The 25,022-nt window shown below is 63.3% G+C and carries 23 protein-coding genes; 8 read left to right on the top strand and 15 right to left on the bottom strand.

All coding sequences use genetic code 11. The features are described 5' to 3' along the window. Positions 1-53: 53 nt before the first annotated feature. The 5 genes from BH682_RS20595 to BH682_RS20575 form a co-directional block, all read right to left on the bottom strand. Positions 54-458, bottom strand: coding sequence for a carboxymuconolactone decarboxylase family protein (locus BH682_RS20595; protein ID WP_003945227.1), 405 nt, complete (start codon positions 456-458; stop codon positions 54-56). 30 nt (positions 459-488) lie between these two features. Next, positions 489-914: a limonene-1,2-epoxide hydrolase family protein gene (locus BH682_RS20590; RefSeq protein ID WP_007726363.1), complete on the bottom strand. Its 426-nt coding sequence runs from the start codon at positions 912-914 to the stop codon at positions 489-491. Further along, positions 911-2,545, bottom strand: a complete 1,635-nt coding sequence (locus BH682_RS20585; protein WP_075833951.1) for a serine hydrolase — start codon at positions 2,543-2,545, stop codon at positions 911-913. Before BH682_RS20585 ends, BH682_RS20590 begins: the two co-directional genes overlap by 4 nt. 97 nt (positions 2,546-2,642) lie before the next feature. Then, positions 2,643-4,214, bottom strand: a complete 1,572-nt coding sequence (locus BH682_RS20580) for an MFS transporter (protein ID WP_075833949.1) — start codon at positions 4,212-4,214, stop codon at positions 2,643-2,645. Between the two features lie 97 nt (positions 4,215-4,311). Further along, positions 4,312-4,878: a TetR/AcrR family transcriptional regulator gene (locus tag BH682_RS20575; protein WP_075833946.1), complete on the bottom strand. Its 567-nt coding sequence runs from the start codon at positions 4,876-4,878 to the stop codon at positions 4,312-4,314. A gap of 340 nt (positions 4,879-5,218) precedes the next feature. Between BH682_RS20575 and BH682_RS20570 the strand changes: the two genes are divergently transcribed. Then, on the top strand, positions 5,219-5,674 hold the full coding sequence (locus tag BH682_RS20570; RefSeq protein ID WP_064112899.1) for a nitroreductase family deazaflavin-dependent oxidoreductase: 456 nt from the start codon (positions 5,219-5,221) through the stop codon (positions 5,672-5,674). Between the two features lie 59 nt (positions 5,675-5,733). Continuing rightward, positions 5,734-6,453, top strand: a complete 720-nt coding sequence (locus tag BH682_RS20565; protein WP_075833944.1) for an NADPH-dependent F420 reductase — start codon at positions 5,734-5,736, stop codon at positions 6,451-6,453. A 49-nt stretch (positions 6,454-6,502) separates the two neighbouring features. Here the strand turns inward: BH682_RS20565 and BH682_RS20560 are convergent, their stop codons facing one another. Together BH682_RS20560 and glpX are read right to left on the bottom strand one after the other, a co-directional pair. Next, a complete protein-coding gene (locus BH682_RS20560; protein ID WP_075833942.1) occupies positions 6,503-7,906 on the bottom strand; it encodes a class II fumarate hydratase in 1,404 nt (467 codons plus the stop codon). A gap of 101 nt (positions 7,907-8,007) precedes the next feature. Continuing rightward, the gene (gene glpX / locus BH682_RS20555) at positions 8,008-9,042 is read right to left on the bottom strand and encodes a class II fructose-bisphosphatase (protein ID WP_003945202.1); all 1,035 of its coding nucleotides are present in this window, start codon (positions 9,040-9,042) and stop codon (positions 8,008-8,010) included. A 180-nt stretch (positions 9,043-9,222) separates the two neighbouring features. Here glpX and BH682_RS20550 point away from each other — a divergent pair, with 180 nt between their 5' ends. Beyond that, on the top strand, positions 9,223-9,792 hold the full coding sequence (locus BH682_RS20550) for a DUF4245 domain-containing protein (RefSeq protein WP_003945206.1): 570 nt from the start codon (positions 9,223-9,225) through the stop codon (positions 9,790-9,792). Between the two features lie 21 nt (positions 9,793-9,813). On the opposite strand, the gene BH682_RS20545 is transcribed toward BH682_RS20550, so the two are convergent. From BH682_RS20545 to BH682_RS20535, 3 genes are read right to left on the bottom strand one after another with little or no spacing between them, the layout of a single operon-like run. Further along, positions 9,814-10,032, bottom strand: coding sequence for an exodeoxyribonuclease VII small subunit (locus BH682_RS20545; protein WP_003945276.1), 219 nt, complete (start codon positions 10,030-10,032; stop codon positions 9,814-9,816). Continuing rightward, entirely contained in the window at positions 10,029-11,294 is a 1,266-nt protein-coding gene (gene xseA, locus BH682_RS20540) for an exodeoxyribonuclease VII large subunit (protein ID WP_075833940.1), read from the bottom strand. The genes BH682_RS20545 and xseA overlap by 4 nt, the downstream gene beginning before the upstream one ends. Continuing rightward, on the bottom strand, positions 11,291-11,890 hold the full coding sequence (locus BH682_RS20535) for a lipid droplet-associated protein (protein WP_134932325.1): 600 nt from the start codon (positions 11,888-11,890) through the stop codon (positions 11,291-11,293). Before BH682_RS20535 ends, xseA begins: the two co-directional genes overlap by 4 nt. A 153-nt stretch (positions 11,891-12,043) precedes the next feature. Here BH682_RS20535 and BH682_RS20530 point away from each other — a divergent pair, with 153 nt between their 5' ends. Continuing rightward, positions 12,044-13,057: a 4-hydroxy-3-methylbut-2-enyl diphosphate reductase gene (locus BH682_RS20530; RefSeq protein ID WP_003945273.1), complete on the top strand. Its 1,014-nt coding sequence runs from the start codon at positions 12,044-12,046 to the stop codon at positions 13,055-13,057. Positions 13,058-13,126: 69 nt separating this feature from the next. Here BH682_RS20530 and BH682_RS20525 read toward each other — a convergent pair whose 3' ends face one another. Next, entirely contained in the window at positions 13,127-14,083 is a 957-nt protein-coding gene (locus BH682_RS20525; protein ID WP_042448843.1) for a DUF6542 domain-containing protein, read from the bottom strand. A 217-nt stretch (positions 14,084-14,300) separates the two neighbouring features. On the opposite strand from BH682_RS20525, the gene BH682_RS20520 reads away from it, so the two are divergent. Both BH682_RS20520 and BH682_RS20515 read left to right on the top strand, forming a co-directional pair. Continuing rightward, positions 14,301-15,476, top strand: a complete 1,176-nt coding sequence (locus BH682_RS20520; RefSeq protein WP_075833937.1) for an exonuclease SbcCD subunit D — start codon at positions 14,301-14,303, stop codon at positions 15,474-15,476. Continuing rightward, positions 15,473-18,451 carry an AAA family ATPase gene (locus BH682_RS20515; RefSeq protein WP_075833936.1) on the top strand — a complete coding sequence of 993 codons (2,979 nt, stop codon included), beginning with the start codon at positions 15,473-15,475 and terminating at the stop codon, positions 18,449-18,451. Before BH682_RS20520 ends, BH682_RS20515 begins: the two co-directional genes overlap by 4 nt. Here the strand turns inward: BH682_RS20515 and BH682_RS20510 are convergent, their stop codons facing one another. After that, on the bottom strand, positions 18,452-19,645 hold the full coding sequence (locus BH682_RS20510; RefSeq protein ID WP_003945249.1) for an AI-2E family transporter: 1,194 nt from the start codon (positions 19,643-19,645) through the stop codon (positions 18,452-18,454). Between the two features lie 152 nt (positions 19,646-19,797). Here BH682_RS20510 and BH682_RS20505 point away from each other — a divergent pair, with 152 nt between their 5' ends. Next, on the top strand, positions 19,798-20,202 hold the full coding sequence (locus BH682_RS20505; protein ID WP_003945253.1) for a hypothetical protein: 405 nt from the start codon (positions 19,798-19,800) through the stop codon (positions 20,200-20,202). A gap of 6 nt (positions 20,203-20,208) precedes the next feature. Here the strand turns inward: BH682_RS20505 and BH682_RS20500 are convergent, their stop codons facing one another. The 3 genes from BH682_RS20500 to BH682_RS20490 all read right to left on the bottom strand — a co-directional run bounded on the left by BH682_RS20500 (position 20,209) and on the right by BH682_RS20490 (position 24,393). Further along, positions 20,209-20,418, bottom strand: coding sequence for a YbdD/YjiX family protein (locus tag BH682_RS20500; RefSeq protein WP_003945213.1), 210 nt, complete (start codon positions 20,416-20,418; stop codon positions 20,209-20,211). A gap of 2 nt (positions 20,419-20,420) precedes the next feature. Next, entirely contained in the window at positions 20,421-22,703 is a 2,283-nt protein-coding gene (locus BH682_RS20495; RefSeq protein WP_075833934.1) for a carbon starvation CstA family protein, read from the bottom strand. Between the two features lie 112 nt (positions 22,704-22,815). Further along, positions 22,816-24,393: an FMN-binding glutamate synthase family protein gene (locus BH682_RS20490; RefSeq protein WP_037132028.1), complete on the bottom strand. Its 1,578-nt coding sequence runs from the start codon at positions 24,391-24,393 to the stop codon at positions 22,816-22,818. A gap of 89 nt (positions 24,394-24,482) precedes the next feature. Here BH682_RS20490 and BH682_RS20485 point away from each other — a divergent pair, with 89 nt between their 5' ends. Further along, positions 24,483-24,986, top strand: coding sequence for a CD225/dispanin family protein (locus BH682_RS20485; RefSeq protein WP_030536246.1), 504 nt, complete (start codon positions 24,483-24,485; stop codon positions 24,984-24,986). The last annotated feature ends 36 nt before the right edge of the window (positions 24,987-25,022 follow it).

Here is a 25,022-nt window from a genome sequence, read left to right as displayed (position 1 = left end):
TCTCCCCGTGCGGACTTCGGTCTGCACGGGGAGATGCCTGGGTTTGAAGTTGTTCAGTTTTGCAGCGGTCCCAGTTCGTTGTCGAGAACTTCCTGCACGACACGCATCGCCGCCAGCCCCGCCGGCGCGCCGCAATACGCGCTCGCGTGGATCACGGTTTCGACGATCTCGGTGCGCGTCAATCCGTTTCGCAATGCCCCACGTACGTGGCCTTTGAGTTCGTTCTCGGCGCGCAGCGCGATCAGCATCCCCAGATTGATCAGACTGCGACTGCGGCGATCGAGTCCGGGACGCGTCCATACCGAACCCCAGACGTTGGCCGTCACGAAGTTCTGCAGTTCTTCGCTGTCCGTTCCCCGGGTGCGCTCGAAGGCGGCGTCGACGAAATCGGCCCCCATGACTTCGGTGCGCACAGCCAATCCGGCGTCGAAGGAGTCAGGCGTGGTGTTTTCGGACATGGCAGGTTCGCTCGCTTTCGGCAGGTGATTTCAGGCCGGAGCAAGCCTACTTCGTGTCCCGGTCCCGACGACTGCGCGGCCGACCGCGGTCACCACGCCCCACGCGACGTCTCGCAGACTGAAGTAGTCCCGCCAGACGCAGACCTTGCCGTCGCGCAGTTCGAAAGTTCCGCATACCCAGAACTCGATGCGCAGCGGTCCGACGGTGAGGATGTCGGTGCGTTCGGTGAGCACCGTGGACTCGTCGCCGACGATGTGGTGCATCTCCGCCTCGAATTTCAGTGAAGGCTTGGTGACCAGACGTAGCGCTCGCACGACGGTCTTCTTGCCTCGCAGGGTGGGGAGCGAGACGTTCTGCCAGACGATGTCGTCTGTCATCAATTCGGCTGCGGCGTCCACGTCGAAATCGGTGAGGGCCGCGAACATTGCGTTCACCGTGGCTGTCGAACTACTCATGGGGTGTCCTTGGCTGATTGTTCGGCCGGTGTTGCCCGGATGAAGGTACCGAGATGATCGTGATCGAAGTACTCCAAGGTTAGCGAGTTTCCGTCGAAGGTGGCCTTCGAGACCGTCCCGGCCGGTGCGTTCTCGCCGCTGAGCGGGAACGTGAAGGTGTTTCCGTCCCAGTGGGTCAGAGGGTACGTCGCGGCCGCGGGACCCATGGTCAAGGTCAGCGCACCGTTCTGCTGCGTCACGAGCGCGGGACCCCAGTACGGATTGCCGTAGTCGCCGGTCAATTGGTCTGTCGGTGGCGCGGGAGCGGGGGAGGCCGGCGGCGTCTTCCCGGCAAGTTCGCCCTCAGGGTCGGCCTGTGAGGCAAAGGACGCTTCGTACAGCGGGCGCCACTCGCGGGTGATCTTCCCGAACTGCACCAGATCGGCGAATTCGGCGGTCAAAGTCTCTGCGACGCCGGTGGGCGTGCCGTTGGTCAGAACGACTATGCCGACGTCAGCGGAGGGAATCGTCACGAAATTGGTCCCGGCACCGAGCAGGAAGGCGCCGGAGTGGCTGGCGGTCACACGGCCTGCCGCGCTGTCGGAAACGTTGAACCCGTAGCCGTAGAAGCCGGAGCGTTCCCCGATTTCCTGCGCATGGCGCGAGACGATTTCCGGGTTGACTGCGGGCACGAGCGCCTCCGTCTGAACGACCTGCTGCCCCTGATACCGACCGCCCGACAGCACCATGTCCAACCACTTGGCCATGTCGTTCACCGAGGAGCTGACTCCACCGGCGGGGGATTGGGCGTCGGCGTCCCGAACCGGCCCTACCTTGTACTTTCCGTCTTCGAGGATGTGGCCGACTGTTCGATTTTCTCGGGCTTGGTAATCGGCGAACCGCGAAGACGTCGACGTCATACCGAGCGGACCGTAGATCGTGTTCTGCGACAGCGTTTCCCAATCGGTGCCCGCCGCGGCTGCAACGGCCTCTGCACCGGCTGTGACGCCGAAGTTCGTGTACTCGTATGTGATTCGGAATGGATTGAGCGGTAGTTGGCGAAGTTTTTCGAGTACCTGAGCCCGGTTGTAGCCCAGGTCCTCCAGCCCGTCGCCGGCGTGGTCCGGTAACCCCGACCGATGCGTGTAGAGATCGGAGATCGTGAGGTGGTCGGTCACCCACGGATCGGCAAGCGCAAACCCCGGCAGTTTCGAGATCACCGGAGTGTCCCAGTCGACGGTCCCGATTCCGACTTCGTGGGCGACCACCGTGGCCCCGACCGATTTCGACACCGATGCCAGTTGGAACACGGTGTCGGCATCGACGGTGGCGCTCTTACCCAACTCGCGAACCCCGAATCCCTTTGCGTACACAGTCTTACCTCCGTGCACCACGGCCACCGCCATGCCGGGAACACCGGAACTTGCCATGAGGTCGTTCGCGAGGTCGTCGAGCTTCCCGACCGCGTCGTCGATTTGCCCGTCCGGGATCGGCACCCCGGCGTCGAGACCCGGGCTGGCGTCGCTGACGACCGGCCCGGGCGCCGAGGTGGTGTCTGAATCGGACGAGCATCCGGCGAGCAGGGCGACCGTCAGTACTACCGGAACCGCCGCTGCCGACAGTCGCGAGCTGTTTCTACTGGTGATGGACACGAGATTCTCCCTAGCAGGGTTGTCGTCGGTACCACTCGGTCAACCCAGTATCGGGGAACGGCGGGCTGATATTGGGACAAATCGGGAAACCTTGTAGCTACTTCGGGGTCTTGGTTGTCAGACTGCCGAGAATGGAGCCTTCCGTGACCGGCTTCCAAGGGAGCAACAACGCGACCAGCAGAGCGGTGATCAATGCTGCTCCGACTGTGAAGTACGACGCGATGGCGAAACCTTCCAGGCATGCGGTCTTCATCGTGTAGATCAGACTGTCCTTCTGCTGCTCGAAGAGCGGACTGATGTCGCGGGAGCGGATCTCGATGACGCTGAGCACGGACTCACGAGCGAAGCCTTTCTCCTGCGCCGACATCACGGCGTCGGGAATGGCGTCGACGATCGGAGCCACCTTGGACGTGTAGTACGAGGCGACGATCGAACCGATGACGGCGACGCCCAGGGTCCCGCCGAGCTCACGCGTCGTGTCGTTGACTGCCGAACCTGCGCCCGCTTCGTCGAGGGGCACCGAGGACATGATGGAGTCGGTCGCCGGTCCCTGGACAATTGCGAGGCCCAGACCCATGAGGACCATCGAGATCACGACGGGTCCGAGGTAGGGCGTCTCGACGGTCGTCCGACCCGCCAGGAACATCCCGCCGCTGAGTACCAGGAGGCCGAACACCATCACTGCAGTCGTGCCGAGTTTCTGTGCCGCCAAGGTGGCGACTGGGGCGCCCACGGCGACAGCTGCAGCGAAAGGCAAAGAGTGGATGCCGAATTCGAGCGGCGAGTACTCCCGAACGCCCTGGAAGTACTGCGTGATCAGGAACAAGAATCCGAACATGCTGAAGTAGCTGACAGCAATAGCCAAGGCGGGGAAAGAAAACCGCCGGATTCGGAAGAGATTCATGTTCAGGATCGGCGCGTCGGTGCGCAGTTCCCATGCGACGAATGCGGCCAAAAACACTGTCGCAGAGAGGTATCCCGTTATGCTGAATGTCGACACCCATCCGCGATGTGGTGCGTCGATGATGGTCCACACCAGAATGACGATGCCCAGTAGCGACAAGATTGTTCCGACGAAATCGACTCGGCCGACGTGGAGCGCCTTCGATTCCGGAACAACCAGCAGCACACCCACGATGACCAACAATGCTGCCGGAACGTTCATCCAGAACACCGAGTGCCAGGAGAAGTGCTCGAGAAGCCAGCCGCCCGCAGTCGGGCCGATGGCAATCGCGAAGCCGGCCATTGCGGTCCAGGCCGCGATGGCGATGGCTCGTTCTCTGGCGTCGGTGAAGATGTTGGTGATCATGGCCAACGTAGCCGGAAAGACAGCTGCGGCAAAGACACCCATGGCGGCTCGCGCCATGATCACCTGTTCGAGGTTGGAAGCCAAAGCGCCGACGAGCGACATCGCACCGACGCCGATCAAGCCGATGATCATCACTCGGCGGCGTCCGAAGCGGTCACCCAGGTGGCCGAAAGTGAGTAGGAACCCGGCGAAGGTCAACGTGTACGCGTCGACGATCCATTGCAGGTCGCTGACGCTGGCGAACAAGTCGACGCTCATCGTCGGCAGTGCGACGTTGACCACTGTGTTGTCCAGCACGACAAGGAGTTCGGCGAGGCAGATGAAGATCAGCGCAGTGAATCGACGTGACTTGGTCATCATGGGCGCCGAGGGCGCCGGTGCAAGTGTGTGAGACATGTTTGTACGCCATCTCTGCTCCTGCGCGGACGGCAGCAGCGGTTGGAAGAAAGAGGGTTGGTCAGCTCGGGGCCGAGACCAGAGCCTTGAGGTGAGCGCCGATGCGATCGAGAGGCGCCGTGGTGTGCTGAGCTTTTGCCATCAGCGTCGCGCCTTCGATTGACGCGATCACGACGGTTGCCCATTGTGCTGCAGTCTCGGACGGCTGTCCCTGCTGCCAGAAGAACGATGTGAGAAGCGATTCCCACGAGGTGAAGGATTCGCCCGCAGCAGTTAATGCCGCCGGCGTCGACGCGCCCTCCACTGCCGCGGCTGCGACCGGACAGGAGGAGGAGAAATCGCTCTCTACCAAGCTGTTTCGAAATATCGTGACAACCGCGTCGATGATCTCCGGTGGGGAAGACTGAGCGATCATCGAACTGATGGCGGCACTGACGCCCCGGCCGAAGTAGGCAACTGCTTCGCCGGCCAGCTGTCCTTTGCCCTCGGGAAAGTAGTGGTACACCGACCCGCGGGGAGTTCCCGAGCGTTCGACGATCTCGGTGAGCGAGGTCGTCGCGATCCCGTGTTCACGGAAGGCATTGATGGCGCCGACCAGCATCAGAGTGCGGGAATCGGAGTCGGCCATCCCGCCATCGTATGCAATCGCAGTGCTGTTCGAATCATCTGGTGCCGCTGATTCTCTTGGTACTCCCCACTTGCGACGCGCTGCGGCGATCGGACAACGCGTCTGCGGGCCGGTCATGGCAACGAGGCGTCTCGAGGTGTGTTCATCACTGCCTCCCAGTATGTCGATCGGTATAGGAACGAATCTGAGACTAGATGTAACCGGCAGACACAGTCAAGTGTTGTGTGCAGGTGGTGGGTATCGACGGAGATTCTTGGTGGCAAAACTCCCCGAACAGTGGTTATATCGTGCGGTATAGAGCTGTTGCTTCGAGCACCAGCTTCGGAGGAGAGGAAACGACATGCCGGTACCGACGTCAGTTGCACGAAAACGAAGAATCGAAGTCGCAGTCGGGAAGTATTTCGCCAATCCGCTGGTCACCGGATTGAATCGGATCGGTTTGATGCCGTCGTTGATGACCGAGATCGAGACGGTTGGACGCCGAACCGGTCTGACCCGCCGAGTGCCCGTTGCGATCACCTACGACGGTGACGAGGCGTGGGTCATTGCGCAGCATGGCACCGGCACGGGGTGGGGTGCCAATATCTCTGCGACGCCGAAGGTTCGGATCCGTCGCCGCGGCGAGTGGGTGGACGGACAGGCCCAGATCATGCCGGACGACGACGTGCCGGCGCGGGTGAAGACATTTGCGTCGGGGAAGATCAGATCGGCGCTGACGGCCTCTGCCTTTCGCGGATTGCAGACCGACCCGGTCAGTGTCCGCATCAGGCTCGCGCTCGATCCGTCAACCGATTGAATCAACGGGAGTTGAAATGGTCGGTGCGGAATGACCCGGTGCGTTCTCGTCGTTGACGAATGCAGCGGTGGCGCGATCGCCACTGCACACGACGAAGGAGCAGGGTCATGCGCATCGGAATCATCGGAGCCGGTCAGATCGGTGGCACGCTCACACGTAGGCTCGCTGCGCTCGGTCACGACGTGCGCGTCTCGAACTCGCGGACACCGGACACGCTTGCAGAACTGGAAGCGGAGACGGGCGCGAAGGCAGTCCGCAGCACCGAGGCCGCCGAGGGTGCCGAGCTGGTCATCGTGAGCATTCCGCAGAAGAACGTGGTTGATCTACCGGCGGGGATTCTCAGCGGTGCGGTCGCCGGTGCCCCGGTCATCGAGACCAACAACTACTACCCGCAACAGCGTGACGGTCTGATCGCCGCCATCGAGGGCGGACAGACCGAAAGCGGATGGGTGCAGGAACACCTGGGTGTACCGGTGTTCAAGGCGTTCAACGGAATCTGGTGGAAGCATCTCCTCGAGAAGGGGCTTCCCGAAGGTGCAGAGGGGCGCATTGCGCTACCCGTCGCCGGCGACGACGACGCGAACAAGCAGGTCGTCTTCGATCTGATCAATCAGTTGGGCTTCGATCCCGTCGATGCGGGAACGATCGACGATTCCTGGCGTCAGCAGCCGGGAACTCCCGTGTACGGCAAGGATTTCGATCGCGAAGCGACGCTGAAAGCATTGGCCGAGGCGAGCCCCGATCGCACCGACGAGTGGCGGGCAACCACTACTGTGTAGGGAAAAGTGTGGCGGTTTCCGAAGTGGAAACCGCCACTCTTTTGTTTGTTCAGTCCTTGACCTTCGCCATCGCCAGAACGTCGAGACGCTTGTCGAGTTCTTCCTCGCTCAGCTTGTCCGGGACGAGTCCGCGTTCGATGACGACCTGACGGATCGTCTTCTTCTCTTTGAGTGCCTGCTTCGCGACGGCTGCGGCTTCCTCGTAACCGATTGCCGAGTTGAGGGGCGTCACGATCGACGGCGACGATTCGGCGAGTGTCTTGAGGTGCTCCTCGTGCGCGACCAGTCCGCTGACGCACTTGTCGGCGAACAGTCGAGAGACGTTGGCCAGCAAGGTGAACGACTCCAGCAGGTTGCGGGCCATGACCGGGATGTAGACGTTGAGTTCGAAAGCTCCGGCGGCGCCACCCCACGCGATGGCGGCGTCGTTTCCGATCACCTGAGCCGCAACCTGAGTGGTTGCCTCGGGCAGGACCGGGTTCACCTTTCCGGGCATGATCGAGCTTCCCGGCTGCAGATCGGGGAGTGCGATCTCGCCGAGTCCGGTCAGCGGACCCGATCCCATCCACCGAATGTCGTTGGCAATCTTCGTCAGTGAGACGGCGATGGTCCGCAGCGCGCCCGATGCCTCGACCAGTCCGTCACGCGCGGCCTGCGCTTCGAAGCTGTTCTTCGCCGGAGTCAGCGCGTCGACACCGGTCGACTTGACCAGTTCGGCAACAACTTTGGGGCCGAATCCATCCGGAGCATTGAGACCGGTGCCGACTGCTGTTCCGCCGACCGGCAGCTCGCCGAGGCGGGGGAGTGTTGCGTTGACGCGCTCGATGCCGGCCTCGATCTGACGTGCGTAGCCGCCGAACTCCTGACCGAGCGTGACCGGCACAGCGTCCATCAGATGGGTGCGTCCGGATTTGACGACGGTCTTCCACTCGGTCGCCTTCGTGGCAAGCGCAGCATGCAGATGTTCCAGTGCCGGAACAAGATCGGTGACCGCTGCTTCGGTAGCTGCGACATGCGTGGCGGTGGGGAAGGTGTCGTTGGAGGACTGCGACATGTTGACGTGATCATTGGGATGTACGTCCACACCGGCGGCCTTCGCGATGGATGCGATGACCTCGTTGGCGTTCATGTTCGAACTGGTTCCCGAGCCGGTCTGGAAGACGTCGATGGGGAACTGATCGTCGTGCTTGCCTTCGGCGATCTCGTTCGCGGCGGCGATGATTGCGTCGGCCTTGTCCGCGTCGAGGAGTCCGAGGTCCTTGTTGACCTGCGCACACGCTGCTTTCAGCAGGCCCATTGCGCGGATCTGGGTGCGCTCGAGCGGGCGCCCGCTGATCGGGAAGTTCTCGACTGCACGCTGGGTCTGTGCTCGCCACAGTGCGTCGATGGGCACCCGAACTTCGCCCATGGTGTCGTGTTCGATTCGGAACTGTTGATCGTTGCTCTCCGTCATGGCTCCACATTGCCACTTTTCGAGAGCAGGTAGGGGACTACGTCCCCCGTGAGCGGTTAAGGAGTGCAGGGACTCCCTAACCACTCACGGGGCGGAGCCCATCAGAACGTCGGGGGAACCGCGCCCTCTTCGCCGTCGAAGTCGACGGAGCTGTACTCGCGCAGCTTCTCGAGACGGTGGTACGCGTCGATCATGCGAACGGTGCCGGACTTGCTACGCATCACGATGGACTGCGTGCTGGCGCCGCCGCCGTAGTAGCGGACGCCGCGCAGGAGGTCACCGTCGGTGACGCCGGTGGCGCAGAAGAAGACGTTCTCGCCCGAGACGAGATCTTCGGTGGACAGGATCCGATCGAGATCGTGACCGGCGTCGATGGCCTTCTGACGCTCTTCGTCGTCGGTGGGGGCCAGCTTGCCCTGCAGCGATCCACCCATGCAGCGCATGGCTGCTGCGGCGATAATGCCCTCTGGCGTTCCGCCGATGCCCACGAGCATGTCGGTGCCGGACTCGGGACGCGCTGCGGCGATCGCGCCGGCAACGTCACCGTCGGAGATCAGACGGATACGAGCGCCGGTGTCGCGAACGTCCTGGATCAGCTGGTTGTGACGCGGGCGGTCCAGGATGCAGATCGTGATGTCGGAGACCGACGCCTTCTTGACCTTGGCTACGCGCTTGATGTTCTCGGCGATCGGTGCGCTGATGTCGATGACATCTGCGGCATCCGGCCCGACAGCGATCTTCTCCATGTAGAACACGGCCGACGGATCGAACATCGCGCCGCGCTCGGCAACAGCCAGAACGGAGATCGCGTTGGGCATGCCCTTGGACATCAAGGTGGTGCCGTCGACCGGGTCGACGGCGAAGTCACAGTCGGGGCCGTCGCCGTTTCCGACCTCTTCGCCGTTGAACAGCATCGGCGCTTCGTCCTTCTCGCCTTCACCGATGACGACGATGCCGCGCATCGAGACGGAGGAGACGAGCTGACGCATGGCGTCGACGGCTGCTCCGTCGCCGCCTTCCTTGTCGCCGCGGCCTACCCAGCGGCCGGCAGCCATAGCACCGGCTTCGGTGACTCGGACCAATTCGAGTGCGAGGTTACGGTCCGGGGTCTCACGATGAGTGCTGCTGGCCGTCATGTGCGGTGCCTCCTGGCGCGGTCGCGGTCGACGGGGTGTGTCGACGCAGTGGTTTCTTCAGGCGTCATTGTCCCAGATGGGAGCGGCTACGTGCGCTGTCGGGTCGCCGCTGCGACGTTTTGTCTCGCTCGAGGGGGACCGGGAATCGTATCTACTGCGCAGTACCTGGATACTGGGGGTGTGGCATCGAAGAAACCCCGCATTCTCGAAGACAACAAAGACATGGTCTGGTCTCTCGTACCGTTGGTGCTGTTCTGCATCATCATTGCGGGCATCGCCAGCCAGTGCACGTTCAGTCCTGGCGGCCCGACACAGGGGCCTATCCCGAGCGTCGACGTGGACGCAGCTCTGAACTACGACGCGAAGGAACTCGGATTTCCCATCCGTAATCCCGGTGTTCCGGACGGGTGGACTCCGAACTCCGGCAGTCGCAAGATCATCTCCGGCGACGGCGGCGGAGATTCGAGCACTGTGGGATTCATCACGACCAGTGGTCGCTACATCCAGCTGACACAGAGCAACGCCGAGGAATTCCCGTTGGTGTCACATGTTGCCGGTGGACAGCGATTCGCGACCGGAGTCGAGACCGTCGGTGCCGATACGTGGAACGTCTTCGGCGGCGAAGGTGTCGAGTCGATCTGGGTCACGGACGTCGGGGATGTTCGCCTGTTGCTCACGGGCGCGGCGACGCCGGAAGAGTTCCGGATTCTTGCCGAGAAGGTCGGCGCAGCGCAGCCGATCACGCCATAGGATTTGCGGTCGGAGCGGACGCTACTCGTCCGCTTCGGCCAGAGCCTTTTCGACGCGGGCCCTCGCGCCGGCCAAGTGCTCTTCACAGCGCTTGGCCAACGCTTCGCCTCGCTCCCACAGTGAGAGTGACGCGTCGAGGTCCAGACCGCCCTGTTCGAGAATCTTCACGACGCTCACCAGTTCGTCGCGGGCTGCTTCGTAGCCGAGTTCGTTGATGTCGGTGTCGGTGGCGTTGCTCATTTTTCTCTTCCCATCACTGCGGCGCGAACGGCGCCGTCTGCAAGTCGAACTCGAATCTGGGTTCCGGGTGGCGCGTCCTCGACCGAGCGCAGAACCTCCGGATCGCCATCGGCGACAACACGTTGCACGACTGCGTACCCGCGGGCCAGCGTCGCGGCGGGGCCCAGCGTGGTGAGCCGGGCGCGCAGATGCTCGATCGTTCGGGACTCGGTGTCGATCAACCGAGTCACATCGCGTCGCCCGTCGGCTTGGAGCCTTTCGACCTCCTCGGCGCGACGGTCCACCGCGAGCAGCGGCGATGCCATGACCGGTCGAGTGCGCAACTGTTCGATCAGATGAGACTCACGCTTGACCCAGCTGCGCAGTGCCGCAGCGCTGCGGTCACGCAGATCCGCAACCAGGGCAGCTTCCGCAACCGCGTCGGGTACGACGCGCTTGGCCGCGTCCGTGGGTGTGGCTGCGCGCAGGTCGGCGACGTGGTCACTGAGCGGGCTGTCCGGCTCGTGTCCGATGGCACTGACGATGGGCGTCGTGCAGGCCACGATGGCGCGGCACAGCGCTTCGTCGGAGAACGGCAGGAGATCCTCGACGCTACCGCCGCCGCGAGCGAGGATGATGACGTCGACTACCGGGTTGGCGTCGAGTTCCTTCAGCGCTTCGATGATCTGGGGAACAGCAGTCGGGCCCTGAACCGCGGTGTTACGCACTGCGATGGCAACTGCTGGCCAACGACGATGGGCAACTGAGACGACATCCTTCTCGGCCGCACTGGCTCGGCCCGTGATCAGGCCGATCGTGCCGGGCAGAAACGGAAGCGGCCGTTTGAGCCGCGGATCGAACAAGCCCTCGGCGGCGAGCAAGGCGCGCAGTCTCTCGATGCGGGCAAGCAGCTCACCGATACCCACGGCGCGAATCTCGGTGACACGCAACGACACCGTTCCGCGTCCGGTGTAGAACGAGAGCTTGCCGAACATCACGACACGCGAGCCCTCGGTCAACGGCACCGGGGAGTTGTGCAACAACTGCGGTGAGCACGTGATCGACAGCGACATGTCTGCCGACGGATCACGCAGGACGAGAAAGGCCGTTCGGGTGCCGGGGCGTGCATTGATCTGGGTGATCTGGCCTTCGACCCAGATGCTGCCGAGCCGATCGATCCAGCCGGCGACCTTGGCGGAAACCGTGCGGACCGGCCACGGCTGCTCAGCGCTGCTGGCGCCGGACGATCGCTGCGATGAAGCGGGGGGCGTTGCGGAAGTCACTTTGCCTTGGCTGTGGTGATGCGGTTGGTGAGCATGGTCTGGAACGGTGCCCGGGCGAGCGTCGCATTCTCGTAGTCCAGGACTGCGGTCAGCTCGTCGATGCTGAGCGTCCGGATGCGCGCACGGAGCTGTGCGAGTGTGAGGTTGGGGTAGTCGAGTTCGGTGACGATCTCGGGCTCTTCGGCAGGTCCGTCCGTCGTAGCTGCCGTGGATTCGGACTCGGCGACGGGTGCGGGTTCCTCGATGGGGGCAGTCGGCTCGAGCGAGTAGAGCGCGAAGCGACCGGCGTTGGTCGGGGTGTCAGCGGTGGTCGATCCGGTGGAAGACGTCGGGTCAGCAGGCGCGTCGACGTCTTCGTCGAAGACCGCCCACTCGGGCTGTTCGTCCTCGGAAGACCAGTTGATCAGTGCAAATGCCTGATCGCCCTTGATGGCCAACGAGGTGATCGACTGCTGCACGCGCATGCTTGTCTGCAGCATCTGGCTCACGGCGGTCATCGGCAGGGCGACGGCGGTGGTGGGCAACTTCTTTGCCTCTTCCATCGCGGTGACGGCGAGTCCCGCGGCAACGCGCGCCACGAACGGTGGTCGGATCATTCCCACAGCTTGCCGCAAAGCTCCGACAATCGGTAGCCGACTTGCCTGTGACGGCCGTACTCGTTTACTTCGGAACCTTCGATCGGAGCCCGAAACCGAGGTGTTCACGTTTGCCGGAGTGTCTCACGTTCGAGGTGCCAGTAGGCTGGTCACATGTCTTCGGCTGTTCCTCTCAATCTCGGTATCGCGCACTCGGCTGATTCGCCGTCCACCCGCAAGGGCAGCGCCAAGCGCGTGCTCCTCGCCGAGCCTCGCGGCTACTGCGCCGGCGTCGACCGCGCGGTCGAGACCGTCGAGAAGGCCCTCGAGAAGCACGGCGCACCCATCTACGTGCGTAAGGAGATCGTCCACAATCGCCACGTCGTCGAGACGCTCGAAGATCAAGGCGTGATCTTCGTCGACGAAACCGACGAGGTTCCCGAGGGATCGTTGCTCGTGTTCTCGGCGCACGGTGTGTCGCCGGCCGTCCACGACTCGGCTGCCGAGCGGAACCTGCGCACGATCGACGCAACGTGCCCCCTGGTCACGAAGGTGCACCAGGAAGCAAAGCGATTCGCCCGCGACGATTACGACATTCTGCTCATCGGCCACGAAGGCCACGAGGAGGTCGAGGGCACCGCAGGTGAGGCTCCCGATCACGTCACCATCGTCGACGGCCCGGATTCGGTCGACGCGGTCACGGTTCGTGACGAGTCGAAGGTCATCTGGCTTTCCCAGACCACACTGAGCGTCGACGAGACGATGCAGACCGTCGCGCGCCTGCGTGAGCGCTTCCCCAATCTGCAGGACCCGCCGTCCGACGACATCTGCTACGCCACGCAGAACCGTCAGGTTGCGGTCAAGGCGATGGCTCCCGAGTGCGATCTCGTGATCGTGGTGGGTTCGCGGAACTCGTCCAACTCGGTTCGCCTGGTCGAGGTCGCGCTCGGGGCGGGCGCTGCCGCGTCGTACCTGGTCGACTACGCCCGTGAGGTCGATCTCGCGTGGCTCGAGGGTGTCCAGACCGTCGGCATCACGTCGGGCGCATCGGTACCCGAGGTGCTCGTGCGCGGCGTGATCGAACTTCTTGCCGAGCACGGATACAACGACGTTCAACCCGTCACCACTGCCAACGAGACTCTGGTGTTCGCCCTTCCCCGTGAATTGCGAGCAGCGCGCACGTCCTGAAACAAGAAAATGCGGGGCACCTTCCATCTGGAAGGTGCCCCGCATTTTTGTGCTACCGGGCGCGTCTGTTCAGGGCTCTTCGCGATCGCGGTACCGAACTCGCGGCGGCGGATACGCCGGAAGATCGACTCCGGGTGGGCGGCGGCGAGGGGGCAGCGGCGGCGATACGTCGTCACCCGAAGCGAAGAAGGGCTCCATCCGCTCCTCACGTCTGGGCGACGGAGTGGGCTCGGGCGCCCGGCGGCGACCGTACGACGGGTAGTCGTCGTCTGCCACGGGCCGACTGTCGGGCTGGGGGCGACGCGTAGGCGGTTGGTGCGTGCGATCGACCCTGGGTGGCTGAGGGCTTCTCCGAGGCGGCAGCGGACGCTCGTCCTGGATCGGCTCGCGCCTGGGGGTGCTTCGGTAGGCGGGCTGCTCGTCCACCTCGGGGGCGCGGCGACGCGGGGGCCCGGGGACGGGCGCGTCCGAGACTCTGCGTCGACGCCCGGTCTCGGGTGCGGGTTGTTCTCGCGTGGCAGCCGCAGAGGAGTCACGAGTGGTGGCCGCCGAGCGGCGGGAGCGGGTCGAGCGCGCGGGCCCGGTGGGGCGCTGATTGAGCAGGAAGTATCGGAAGCCACCGATGATCAGCACGACCACGGTTGCGGCCAACATGATCGGAAAGCGGTTGACCAACGGGTACGCGATGTTGATCGCGATATCGCGCAGCGCGGTGCTGTTGTCCTTGCCGATGAGCGTGTGCCCGATCGGCACCGCAGCGAAGAGCAGCAACGGCGGTTGGGCCATCGCGGTGAAGAGTGCTTTGTTCGAAGCGGCAACCACAGCGAAGAGACAGCCCAGGAAGTAGAACGTCGAGAACACCGCGGTGAGCTCTCCGCCGCCTCCGGTGGCATCGATCAGTACGCCGACGGCGGTCACACCGGCAGCAAGCAGGATCACTCCCCACCAGGGCAGGCCGGGGACGGTCACGATGAGCGATCGCTTGTCCAGCGGTACCCCGGAGCGAGCACGTTGGGTTGCAGACACATAACGACATTAGCGGTTCTTGCGTTGTCGGCCGTGTTTGTGCGGGTCGTGGCTGGCGCATTTATCGACGCGATGGCGCGATGGTTTCGGGTTCTTCGCCAAACGAACCGGACGGATTGTGTGCAGGGTCACCGGACGCTCGTGGGTTGGGGCACACCGACGAAGCCGTCAGCGTGGGAGATCGGCGGTGTCGGTGGGCTGCTCTACCGTCGGATTCATGAAGATTCTGCACACCTCCGATTGGCATATAGGTCGCACCTTTCACGGCGTCGATCTGCTGGCCGATCAGGCGAGTGTGCTCAGTTCCATCGCAGATTCCGTCCGCGAACACGGCGTCGACGTCGTGGTCGTGCCCGGTGACATCTACGACCGCTCGATTCCCAGTTCCGACGCGGTCACCGTGTGCAATCGAGGCTTCGAGGCAATCCGGGCGGCGGGGGCGGTCATCGTCGCGACGTCCGGCAATCACGATTCCGCGGTGCGGCTCGGAGCCGGGGCATCCTTTGCCGCTGCCGGCGGCTTGCACCTGATCACTCGCGTCGGCCAGATCGGTACTCCGGTGATGCTGAGCGATCAGTTCGGGCCCGTCGCCTTTTATGGGATTCCGTACCTCGAGCCGGAGATCACGCGCGTCGAGTTGGACGTGCCCCGGGCTCGTACTCATTCCGACATCCTCGGAGCGGCCATGTCGCGTGTTCGGCGAGACCTCGCCGAACGAACAGCTACCGATCCGTTGACTCGGTCGGTACTGCTCGCGCATGCCTTCGTCGTGGGCGGTGAGGCGTCTGAATCGGAACGCTCCATTTCGGTCGGCGGAGTGGAGACCGTCGCAGTGGGCGAATTCGACGGCGTCGACTATGTCGCCCTCGGACACCTGCATTCTCCGCAGATGCTCTCGGAGAGTGTGCGGTACTCAGGTTCACCGTTGCCGTATTCGTTCGGTGAGCGCAGGCACCGCAAGGCTGCGCTTTTGATCGAACTCGACGCAGCCGGTCTGTCGTCGGTGCAGCGCCTCGATCTTCCGGTGATTCGAGGGCTGAGCCAGGTGACGGGAACTCTCGAGGATCTTCTCACCGAGTCGAAGTACGCCGATTCCGAGCAGTGCTACGTCTCCGCTTTGCTCACCGACCCGGTTCGTCCCGTCGATGCCATGAGGCAGCTCCAGGCACGTTTCCCCTTTGCCGTTCACCTCGAATGGCAAAGGCCGGAAGGACAATCGGATCTCAAGTATCGCGACGCGGTACGGGGTCGAACCGACATGGAGATCGCCCGTGGCTTTGTCTCGGCCGTGCGTAGTGACCCGTCCGAGCGGGAGGTCACGTTGATGGCCGAAGCGCTCAGCGCTGCCGCGCGCGCCGAGGAGTCCACGGTAGAACTGAGTGAAACCGCGTGAGGCTGCACAAACTCGAAGTCAGCTCTTTCGGGCCCTTCGCCGACACGGTCGAAGTCGACTTCGACCGTTTGGGTGCAGACGGGCTGTTCCTTCTGCACGGTGACACCGGGGCAGGCAAGACCACGATCCTCGACGCGGTTGCGTTCGCCCTGTACGGGCGGGTGCCGGGTGCGCGCAACGAGGGCAAACGGCTACTGTCCGATCACGCGCCCGCCGGTTCGGTGCCGCGCGTGGAACTCGAAGCGACCATCAGTGGTCGCAGAATCAAACTTGTTCGCAGTCCAGAGTATTCGCGCCCGAAGAAGCGTGGCACCGGTTCGATCACAGAGAATGCAAAGGCCACACTGACGTGGTTGGACGGCCGCGGCGAAAACCTTTCGCGCATCCCTGACATCGGTGACGAGATCAACCGCCTCATGGGCATGAGCGCTGATCAGTTCTTCCAGGTGGTGCTCTTGCCGCAGGGTGAGTTCGCCAAATTCCTGCGTGCCGAGAGCGACGAGCGAGGCAAACTGCTCGAGCGTCTGTTCGACACCAAACGTTTTGTCTCCGTCGAGGCATGGTTCGACGCCAAGCGAAAGGCAAGTGCGACCGCGCTCGCGGCCAGGGAGCAATCCGTGCGGCTGCTGCTCGCGAAGGTCGAGACAGCTGCGGGACTCGAGGTAGGCGCCGAGGCACACCCACTGGAATGGTCGCGCAAACTCCTCGCCGAGGCTCAGGACACCCGCGATGCAAGTCTTGCGGAGCTGGTGACCGCGAAAGATGCAGCAGCCGAGGCTAATCGGGTTCTGTCGGCGGCGCAGCGAACCGCAGATCTGGTCGCTCGCCGTAATCGTGCGACCGCTGAACTCGCAGCATTCAATACGGGCGCCGCCCAAAGAGCTGTGATCGGCGCTGAACTCGAGACCGCCAAGCGCGCACTGCCGGTGGCCGCTGTCGCCGGCGATGTGGACGCTGCCGGCTTGCACCTCGCTGCCGCACTCGAATCGATGACCGCAGCGATGTCGACCTACTCCGCACTCGACGGTCCGGAGATTTTTGTGCCGGAGGTGTGGCCACCCACCGACGACGAGCGTCAACGCGTCGTAGCTCGGATCCGGACCTGGCGTGACGAGATCGTTCGTCTCGACGCGATGGCGGAGGACGCTCGCAGAGCCGATGCGGCGGAAGCCGAGATCGAGAAACTCGGAGTTCGGCGAGACGCCCTGTCCGAGCGCATGGATGCCATCGCGGTTGAACGAACTCAACTACCGGAACTGGTGCGCTCGGCCGGCCAAAGATTGGACGATGCGCAACGCGCGCATGCCACTCTGCCCGGCCTCGAAGCTGCACTGGCCAAAGCATCGGATGCTGCGGCAGCGGCTCATGAATTCGTCTCTCTGCGTGCGCAAGCCGAGAAGATTCGTGTGCAGGTGTTGGATGCGCGCGACGCCCATCAGAGTGCTCGCGGGCGCTGGCTCGACCTCGTGCAGAAGCGTATCGAGGGCATGGCGGCGGAGTTGGCGAGTTCACTCGCGCCCGGTGACCCATGCCAGGTGTGTGGTTCGCGTGAACACCCTGCGCCGGCGCAGTCTGATGTCGTGACGGTCACCGAGCCCGATCTGGAAGTCGCGTCCGCAGCCGAGCGTGCGGCCGAGAAAGCCCTGAGCAAGGTAGTCGACCGCCAGGTAACCGTCGACCGTGACATCGACCGGGTGATCGCCCGCGGCGGGGACGGCGACGTCGCAGAACTCGACAGGCTCCGCGCCGCGGCTCGGAACGCCGTTGACGAGGCGACCCACTCTGCCGGTCAGGTTGGAGGGTTGGCCGACAAGCTCGGGCATCTCAACGAGCGTGACGGCGAGCTGCAACAGGAATCCGCTTCTCTGACGGCCGAATTGGCGGCACTGACCGAGCGTACGACGACTCTGTCGGCCACGGTCGAGCAGATTCGAGCGGCGATCGTCGCTGCGGTGGGAGAAGATTCGACCATCGCTGCTCAGCGCTCGCGGTTCGAAAGGCTTGCCTCCGCTGCCTCGGCGGCGTCTGAGATGCGTGACGACGCCGTTCGTGCGCAGGCGCGATCGGCGGAACTGTCGACCAAACTGGCCGCTGCGGCGGCCGCTGCTGGATTCGATTCGGTCGAGGCTGCGATCGAAGGGGTGAGATCGCCGGCCCGAATCGCGGCGATCGAAACGGAACTCGCCAAAGCACGCGACCTCGAGGTGGCCGCTCGGACGGTCCTCGACGACCCCGAGGTCGTTGCGGTGAGCGAAGTCGAGACAGTCGACGTCGACGGTCCTCGCGAGCGTGCTCTTCGGTGCGCCGAGGTGGTGAACTCGGCTGTTGCAGCTGCTTCCCTGGCCGAGAACCGTGTGTCGGATCTCGAACGGTTCAGCGGACAACTCGAGAAGGCATACGAAGCGGTTGCACCTGAGCGTGAACTGCACGACGAACTCGCGGCGCTTGCCGACGTGATCGCCGGCAAAGGTCAGAACAGTCGCAAGATGTCGCTGCGAGCGTATGTGCTCGCGTCGCGGTTGGAAGAGATCGCCGTGTCGGCATCGGTTCGGCTGCAGCGGATGTCCGGGGGCAGATACGAGTTCGTGCACAGTGACGAGGCAGGTTCTCGGGGTCGCCGCGGCGGTCTGGGACTCGACATCCGGGACGACTTCACGGGTGTGGTTCGCTCGGCGAAGACGCTCTCGGGCGGTGAATCATTCTTGGCGTCATTGTCTTTGGCCCTCGGACTTTCCGATGTGGTTGCGGCGGAGTCCGGCGGAATCGTTCTCGACACGATGTTCATCGACGAAGGATTCGGCACTCTCGACGCCGACACCCTCGACTCGGTGATGGCTGTGTTGGACGAGCTTCGCGACGGTGGACGAGTGGTGGGCATCGTCAGTCACGTGGACGAGATGAGGCAGCGAATCCCGAGTCGCCTGCACGTCATTCGCGGACGTGCAGGCTCCGCGGTGAAGGTGATCGCGGGCTGATCAGGCCTTTTTGTTCTCTACCTCTGACTCGGCGTCGTCGTCTTGATCCTCGAGGATGTCCGACGCATCGCCGGCGGGCATCGGCTCGTTGTCGCTTGCGCGTTCGTCGATCTGCTCGCCGATGTACCGGATGACAACTGCTGCCACAGCGGCGACGGGCACTGCGAGGAACGCGCCGACGATGCCGTACAGCGAGCTACCGGCGGCCACGGCAAGCAGCACGATGACGGCGTGGAGTTTCATCGACTTGCTCTGCAGCACAGGCTGAAGGACGTTTCCTTCGATCTGCTGAACGGCCAGGATGATGATCAACACGATGATGGCGGTGGTGAGACCGTTGGCCACCAGCGCAACCAACACGGCCAGGGCGCCGGCGACAAAGGCACCGACGATCGGGATGAAGCCACCGATGAACGTGAGAATTGCCAGCACCGGTGCCAGCGGGACCCCGAGTATCAGCAGTCCGGCGCCGATGAAGACCGCGTCGATCAGACTCACCAGTGCTTGTGTCCTGATGAATCCGCCGAGCGTGTCCCACATGCGGGTGAGGACCTCTTCGAGATGCCGACCGGCACGGCCGCCGCCGACAGCGTGGAGCCAGGGGATGAACCTCGGTCCGTCCTTGATGAAGAAGAAAGCGAGAATCAGGACCAAACCGAGCGTGACCAACAACGAGCTCGCTGTGCTCACGCCGCTGAAAACGCCTGAAGCGATGGCGGTTCCACTTTCCTGCACCTTGGTGATGACGGCATGGACGGCGTTGTCGATCTGGTCGTCCTTCAGGTTCAGCGGCGGACCCTGGAGCCAGTCCTGAACCTGGTTGATGCCCTCGGTGGTCTTGTTCGCGAGCTCGGGGGCCTGGCTGACCACTGACGGAACGATGCCGGCGATCACACCGGCCAGGATTCCGATCGAGAGCACCAGGGTGATGCCGGCTGCCGCGGCCGGTGGCATCCCGCGCTTGATCATGCCGCGGGTCGGCGGCCACATGACTGTCGCAACAACGATAGCCAGAGCCACCGGCAGGATGATGACCCAGAGCTTTTCGATCAGCCAGCCGAAAATCCAGGCGCCCAGCGAAATCGACGCCAACACCAACGACCATTTTGCGAGCCACATACCCCCTTGCCCGATGATCTCGCCGCGGTCGCGCTTGCGCACCCCTGCGGACGTCCCCTTGTCTTGCTCGCTCACTGATCGTCCTTTCCGTCGGCGCAGGGATCTCCTCGCCGATGTGCGAATCCGGTGATCTAGCTGAGCTGATCGTAACGACTGCATGCGATAACTCGTGTGTTGCGCTGCAATACTGTGTTTTGAAGCATGCTGATCGGACTAACATTTCCGTCATGAGAATCGCAGCAGCAGTCGGGGCAGCAGCAATCGTCGTTCTCGGGCTCACCGCGTGTAGCACCGAGGATCAGGACAACGCGCAGAACAAGATCAGCGAGGCGGTCACGAGCGGGCAACAGGCGCTCGAGACGGCGAAACAGTCAGCGGGCAACGCCATCGATCAGGGCAAGACGGCGCTGTTCGTCGCCACGTTCCGTGGGGCTTACGCACCGTTGGCGGAGAACCGCGACGACGCAGACATCGAGGAGATCTTGACGACCACGTGTACCGAGGTCGCCAACGGCACGGACGAGGCGGAGGTCAAGACCAAGATCACCGACCTGGCCGAGAACAACGGCAACAAGCCCACCGACGAGCAGGCCGGCCACATTTACGAACTCGCGAAGGCCACCTGCCCCTGACCGGATTCAGCAGCAGCGGGCGCCTGGGTTGGCGTCGGCTGCTGCGTGACGGCGGCGCCAGAACTCTCGTTCGCTGATCACCGGTGAGTCGGCGTGGTGGCGTCGGGTGTGCTCGACGTAGCGCTGATAGTCTAGATCACCCATCACCGAGCGAACCCACCACAGCGTTCCGCGGAACGCTGTGGTGAGTTTTGCCGTCATGGTCGCCGTCGTCATGGTCAGTGCCCACCTCCGTGTGCGGCGCCGGGCGCCCGGACTTTCCCGGCTTTGATCAGCTCGTCCCATTCTTTCTGGATTTCCTTCTCCGCGGGCGTCGGAATGAAGCTGGCGGGTCCGAAGATTTTCGACGGTTCTTCCGGGGACTCGGTGGTCGGCAGCCCGCCCGCTCGGATTGCCTTGGCACATACGATGATCCCGGCGATGACCACGACGATCACCAGTGACGCGAAGATGATCGACAACGTGCCCTGGATGAAGGTGTTGCGAATGACGGCATCGATAGCCTCCGGAGTCTTCGCGGAACCGTGCGCCGTCTCGCCGGCAGCCTTCGCGTCCTTGAACACGTTGTGCTGAGCCCAGTACCCGATCGCGGGGTTGTCGGAGAAGATCTTCTGGTACGACGCGGTCATGGTTACGACCAGGTCCCACACCAGCGGCACGCCGGGAATCCAGGCCCATTTGAACAGGCCCTTCTTCATGACGATCGTCATGACCACCGTCAGTGCGATCGCGGCGAGTAGCTGGTTGGCGATGCCGAAGAGCGGGAAGAGTGTGTTGATTCCGCCCAGCGGATCGGTGACACCCATGAGCAGAATCGCGCCCCAGGCAGCGACGACGATCAGCGAGCACAGCCACGCGCCGATGCGCCACGACGGGTCCTTGAACTTCTTTGCCGGACCGCCGAAGTTGCCGAGCGAGTCGGAGAGCATGAATCGAGCGACGCGGGTGCCGGCATCGATCGTGGTGAGGATGAAGAGCGCCTCGAACATGATCGCGAAGTGGTACCAGAACGATTTCAGCGAGTCGCCGCCGAAGACGTCGCTGAGCACTTCGGACATTCCGAACGCGAGCGTCGGGGCGCCGCCGGTTCGCGAGATGATCGATTCTTCGCCGACGGCCTCGGCTGCCTGAGTCAGCACGTCCGGTGTGATGGGGGCAGTGCCGAGGGGCAGATTGTTGACGTATTCGGCTGCGGTTTCCGGTGTTCCACCGGTCAGTGACGCGGGAGCGTTGAGTGCGAAGTACAGGTGCTGATCGAGGATGCAGGCGGTGACCAGAGCCATGATCGCGACAAACGATTCGGTCAGCATGCCGCCGTACCCGATCATCTTGGTCTGGCTTTCCTTCTCGAGCAGCTTTGGCGTCGTACCTGACGCGATCAGTGCGTGGAAGCCCGAGAGCGCGCCACAGGCAATGGTGATGAACAGGAACGGGAACAGTGAACCGGCAAAGGCCGGGCCTTCGCCGTTGGAGGCGAACGGCGTCACTGCCGGCATGTTCAGCGCGGGTCGTGCGACCAGAATTCCGATGGCCAGCAGCGCGATGGTGCCGACCTTCATGAACGTCGACAAGTAGTCGCGCGGTGCCAGGAGCAGCCAGACCGGCAGCACCGATGCGGCGAATCCGTACGCGATCATCAGCCACGCAATGGTGACCTTCGAGAGTGTGAACCAGTCTGCGCCCCAACCGGTATCGGCAACCCAACCACCGGAGACGATGGCAAGGAGAAGCAGGACGACGCCGATCAAGGAGACCTCGGAAACCTTGCCCGGCCGCAGATACCGCAGGTACACGCCCATGAACAGCGCGATGGGGATGGTCATCGCGATCGAGAACACTCCCCACGGGGACTCGGCGAGCGCATTGACGACCACAAGTCCGAGCACCGCGATGAGGATGATCATGATGACGAACACGCCGATCAGTGCGGCGACGCCGCCGACAAGGCCGAGTTCTTCGCGGGCCATCTGACCGAGGCTGCGCCCGCGGCGCTTCGACGAGATCCACAGGACCATGAAGTCCTGCACCGCCCCGGCGAACACGACGCCGACGATGATCCAGATCGTTCCCGGAAGATATCCCATCTGCGCGGCCAACACGGGTCCGACCAGGGGGCCGGCACCGGCAATTGCCGCGAAGTGGTGACCGAACAGCACCCGACGGTCGGTCGGCATGTAGTCGGCGCCGTTCTCCATGATCTCGGCGGGAGTGGCGACGTCGTCGCGAGGCTTGACGATCTTGCGTTCGATCAACCGCGCATAGAAGCGGTAGGCGATCAGATAGGTACAGATTGCGGCCAACACGAACCACACAGCGCTGATGTGTTCACCGCGGACGATCGCAATCATGTACCAGGCGCCCGCGCCGACCAGTCCGAGAACAAGGAAGACGACGCGCGCAGTCGTGGAGATGGGTGTTTTGTCGATGACGCCGACAGGTGGCAGGTCAGGATCGGTTTTCAGGTACTCGACATTTGGTTCCGGCGCAGTCGTCAAGCTCATCGTCGAACTCCGTCCACTAGTGCACGTGTGGCCGCCGTCACAGCGGGCCATCTGTCACTGTAGGACCAGGAGGGTGAATCCGCGCGATCTGAAACGCGGGAGTCGACCGACGTCAGAATCGGTGAGCGTCGGCGTCGATCCAATCGGTGAGCCAGCTCTGCGGCGGGGAGTCGAGCAGTTCGCCCGGCATCAGCCAGTCGAACAGGTCGGCATAGGTGCGAGTGGTGAGACCGTCGACGCGGCGGTTGAGCATTCCCGGTTGCAGTTGGTCGAAGGAATCGATGCCCATCGACGCGATCATCTGTTGCGCGCTGGCGACGGTTGCCTTCTGGAATCGGTAGACGCGCTCGCTCTTGTCGGGGATGTCGAGTGCGCGGGTGCGTGCCGGATCCTGAGTGGCAACGCCGACCGGGCAGCGGTTGGTGTGGCACATCTGGGCCTGAATACAGCCCACTGCGAACATCATTGCGCGGGCCGCCATCGTGAAGTCTGCGCCCTGGATGATGCGTTTGACGATGTCGGAACCGCTCGCCACCTTTCCGGAAGCGCCGACTTTCACGAGAGGGCGCAAACCAGTTCCCACCAGAGCGTTGTGCACCAGCATCAGGCCCTCGGTCAACGGCATGCCCATGTGGTCCTCGAACTCCACCGGACCTGCGCCGGTGCCGCCTTCGGAACCGTCCACGATGATGAAGTCGGGCGTGATGCCGCGTTCGATCATCGCCTTGCAGATTCCGAGGAATTCACGACGCGAGCCGACACACAGTTTCATCCCGACCGGCTTGCCTCCCGACAGTTTTCGCAGGGTCGCGATGAAATCGACCAGTTCGACCGGGGTGCTGAACGCGGTGTGCGCGGGTGGCGAAATCACAGTCTGGCCGACGGGTACCCCGCGGGTTTCGGCGATTTCGGGGGAGACCTTGACTCCGGGAAGCACGCCACCCAACCCGGGTTTCGCACCTTGCGAGAGCTTGATCGAAATGGCCTTCACCTGGTCGGAGCCTGCGCGCTCGGCAAAACGGTCAGGATCGAATCGGCCGTCCTCGGTCCGGCATCCGAAGTATCCCGAAGCGATTTCCCAGATCAGATCGCCGCCGTGTTTGCGGTGATACGGACTGATCGCGCCTTCACCGGTGTCGTGAGCGAAACCGCCTTTGGCGGCGCCGGCGTTGAGGGCCTCGATTGCGTTGGCGGACAACGACCCAAAGCTCATCGCGGAGACGTTCAGGAGAGCGATGTCGTACGGCTTCGTGCAATCGCGTCCGCCGAGGCGAACTCGCGGAACGGTGTCGGGGGCGGTCCGTGCGCGAATCGAATGCGTCATGAACTCGTAGCCGATCGCATTGACGTCGCGCTCGGTCCCGAAGGGCTCTTCCGCCAGTGTTCCCTTTGCCCGCTCGTAAACCAGATCTCGCGTTTCGCGATCGAATGGCATTCCATCGGTGGATGATTCGACGAAGTACTGCTGGATCTCCGGTCGAATCTTCTCGAGGAGGAATCGCGCGTGCCCCAGGACCGGATAGTTACGGAGGATGCTGTGGGACTTCTGAGTGAGGTCGTAGGTGCCCATGGCCGCCAGCGCGAGTGTGACGACAGCGATCACCCACCATCCGGGCGAGGCGACAATTGCGAGCGCGGCGGTGCCGAGACCCACTATCCATATCAAGAGCACGATCAGCATCCGAGTCACCTCGAGAGCGTAGGCGCTCACTGTGACACGGCAGCGGTAAGTCTCCACTAGGTTCTGCGATAGAGAACCGAATCCGACTCTTTGGGGGAATGATGACCGAACCGCAATATCCGACCGACCCGCAGGATCCGAAGGAGCAGCAGTATCCGGCAGGCCAGCAGTATTCAGCCGGTCAGCAATATTCAGCAGGCCAGGAATATCCGACGGGCCAGCAGTACCCGACCGACCCGCAGTACTCAGCCGGACAGCAGTATCCGACCGGTCAGCAGTACAGCGCAGCCCAGCAGTACAGCGCTGCTCCCACGTACGCGGCGCCTCAGTACGGTCCGCCGAAGTCCAACGCGGGATGGGCCGTCGCGTCGATCATCTTCTTCTGGCCTATCGCGTTCGCCGCGTTCAACCATCTCCACGACATCTACCCGAAGTGGGCGATGGGCGATCACCAGGGCGCGCAGTACGCGTCCGAGCGGGTGAAGAAGCTCGGGCAGATTTCGCTCCTGATAGCCGTCATCTGCTGGGTGCTGTTCATCGCGTTCTACGTGATCTTCCTGGTTGCGATCGTGTCGTCCGTCGATTCGTATACCTACAACTGATCACCTGCCGCGACGTGACGGTGGGGCGAGTACCCG

It is taken from the genome of Rhodococcus sp. YL-1 (genome assembly GCF_001942025.1).
In the GTDB taxonomy this organism is placed as follows: Bacteria; Actinomycetota; Actinomycetes; order Mycobacteriales; family Mycobacteriaceae; genus Rhodococcus_F; species Rhodococcus_F qingshengii.
The sequence above is the reverse complement of the archived record's forward strand: the minus strand, read 5'-3'. Positions and strand labels throughout refer to the sequence as shown.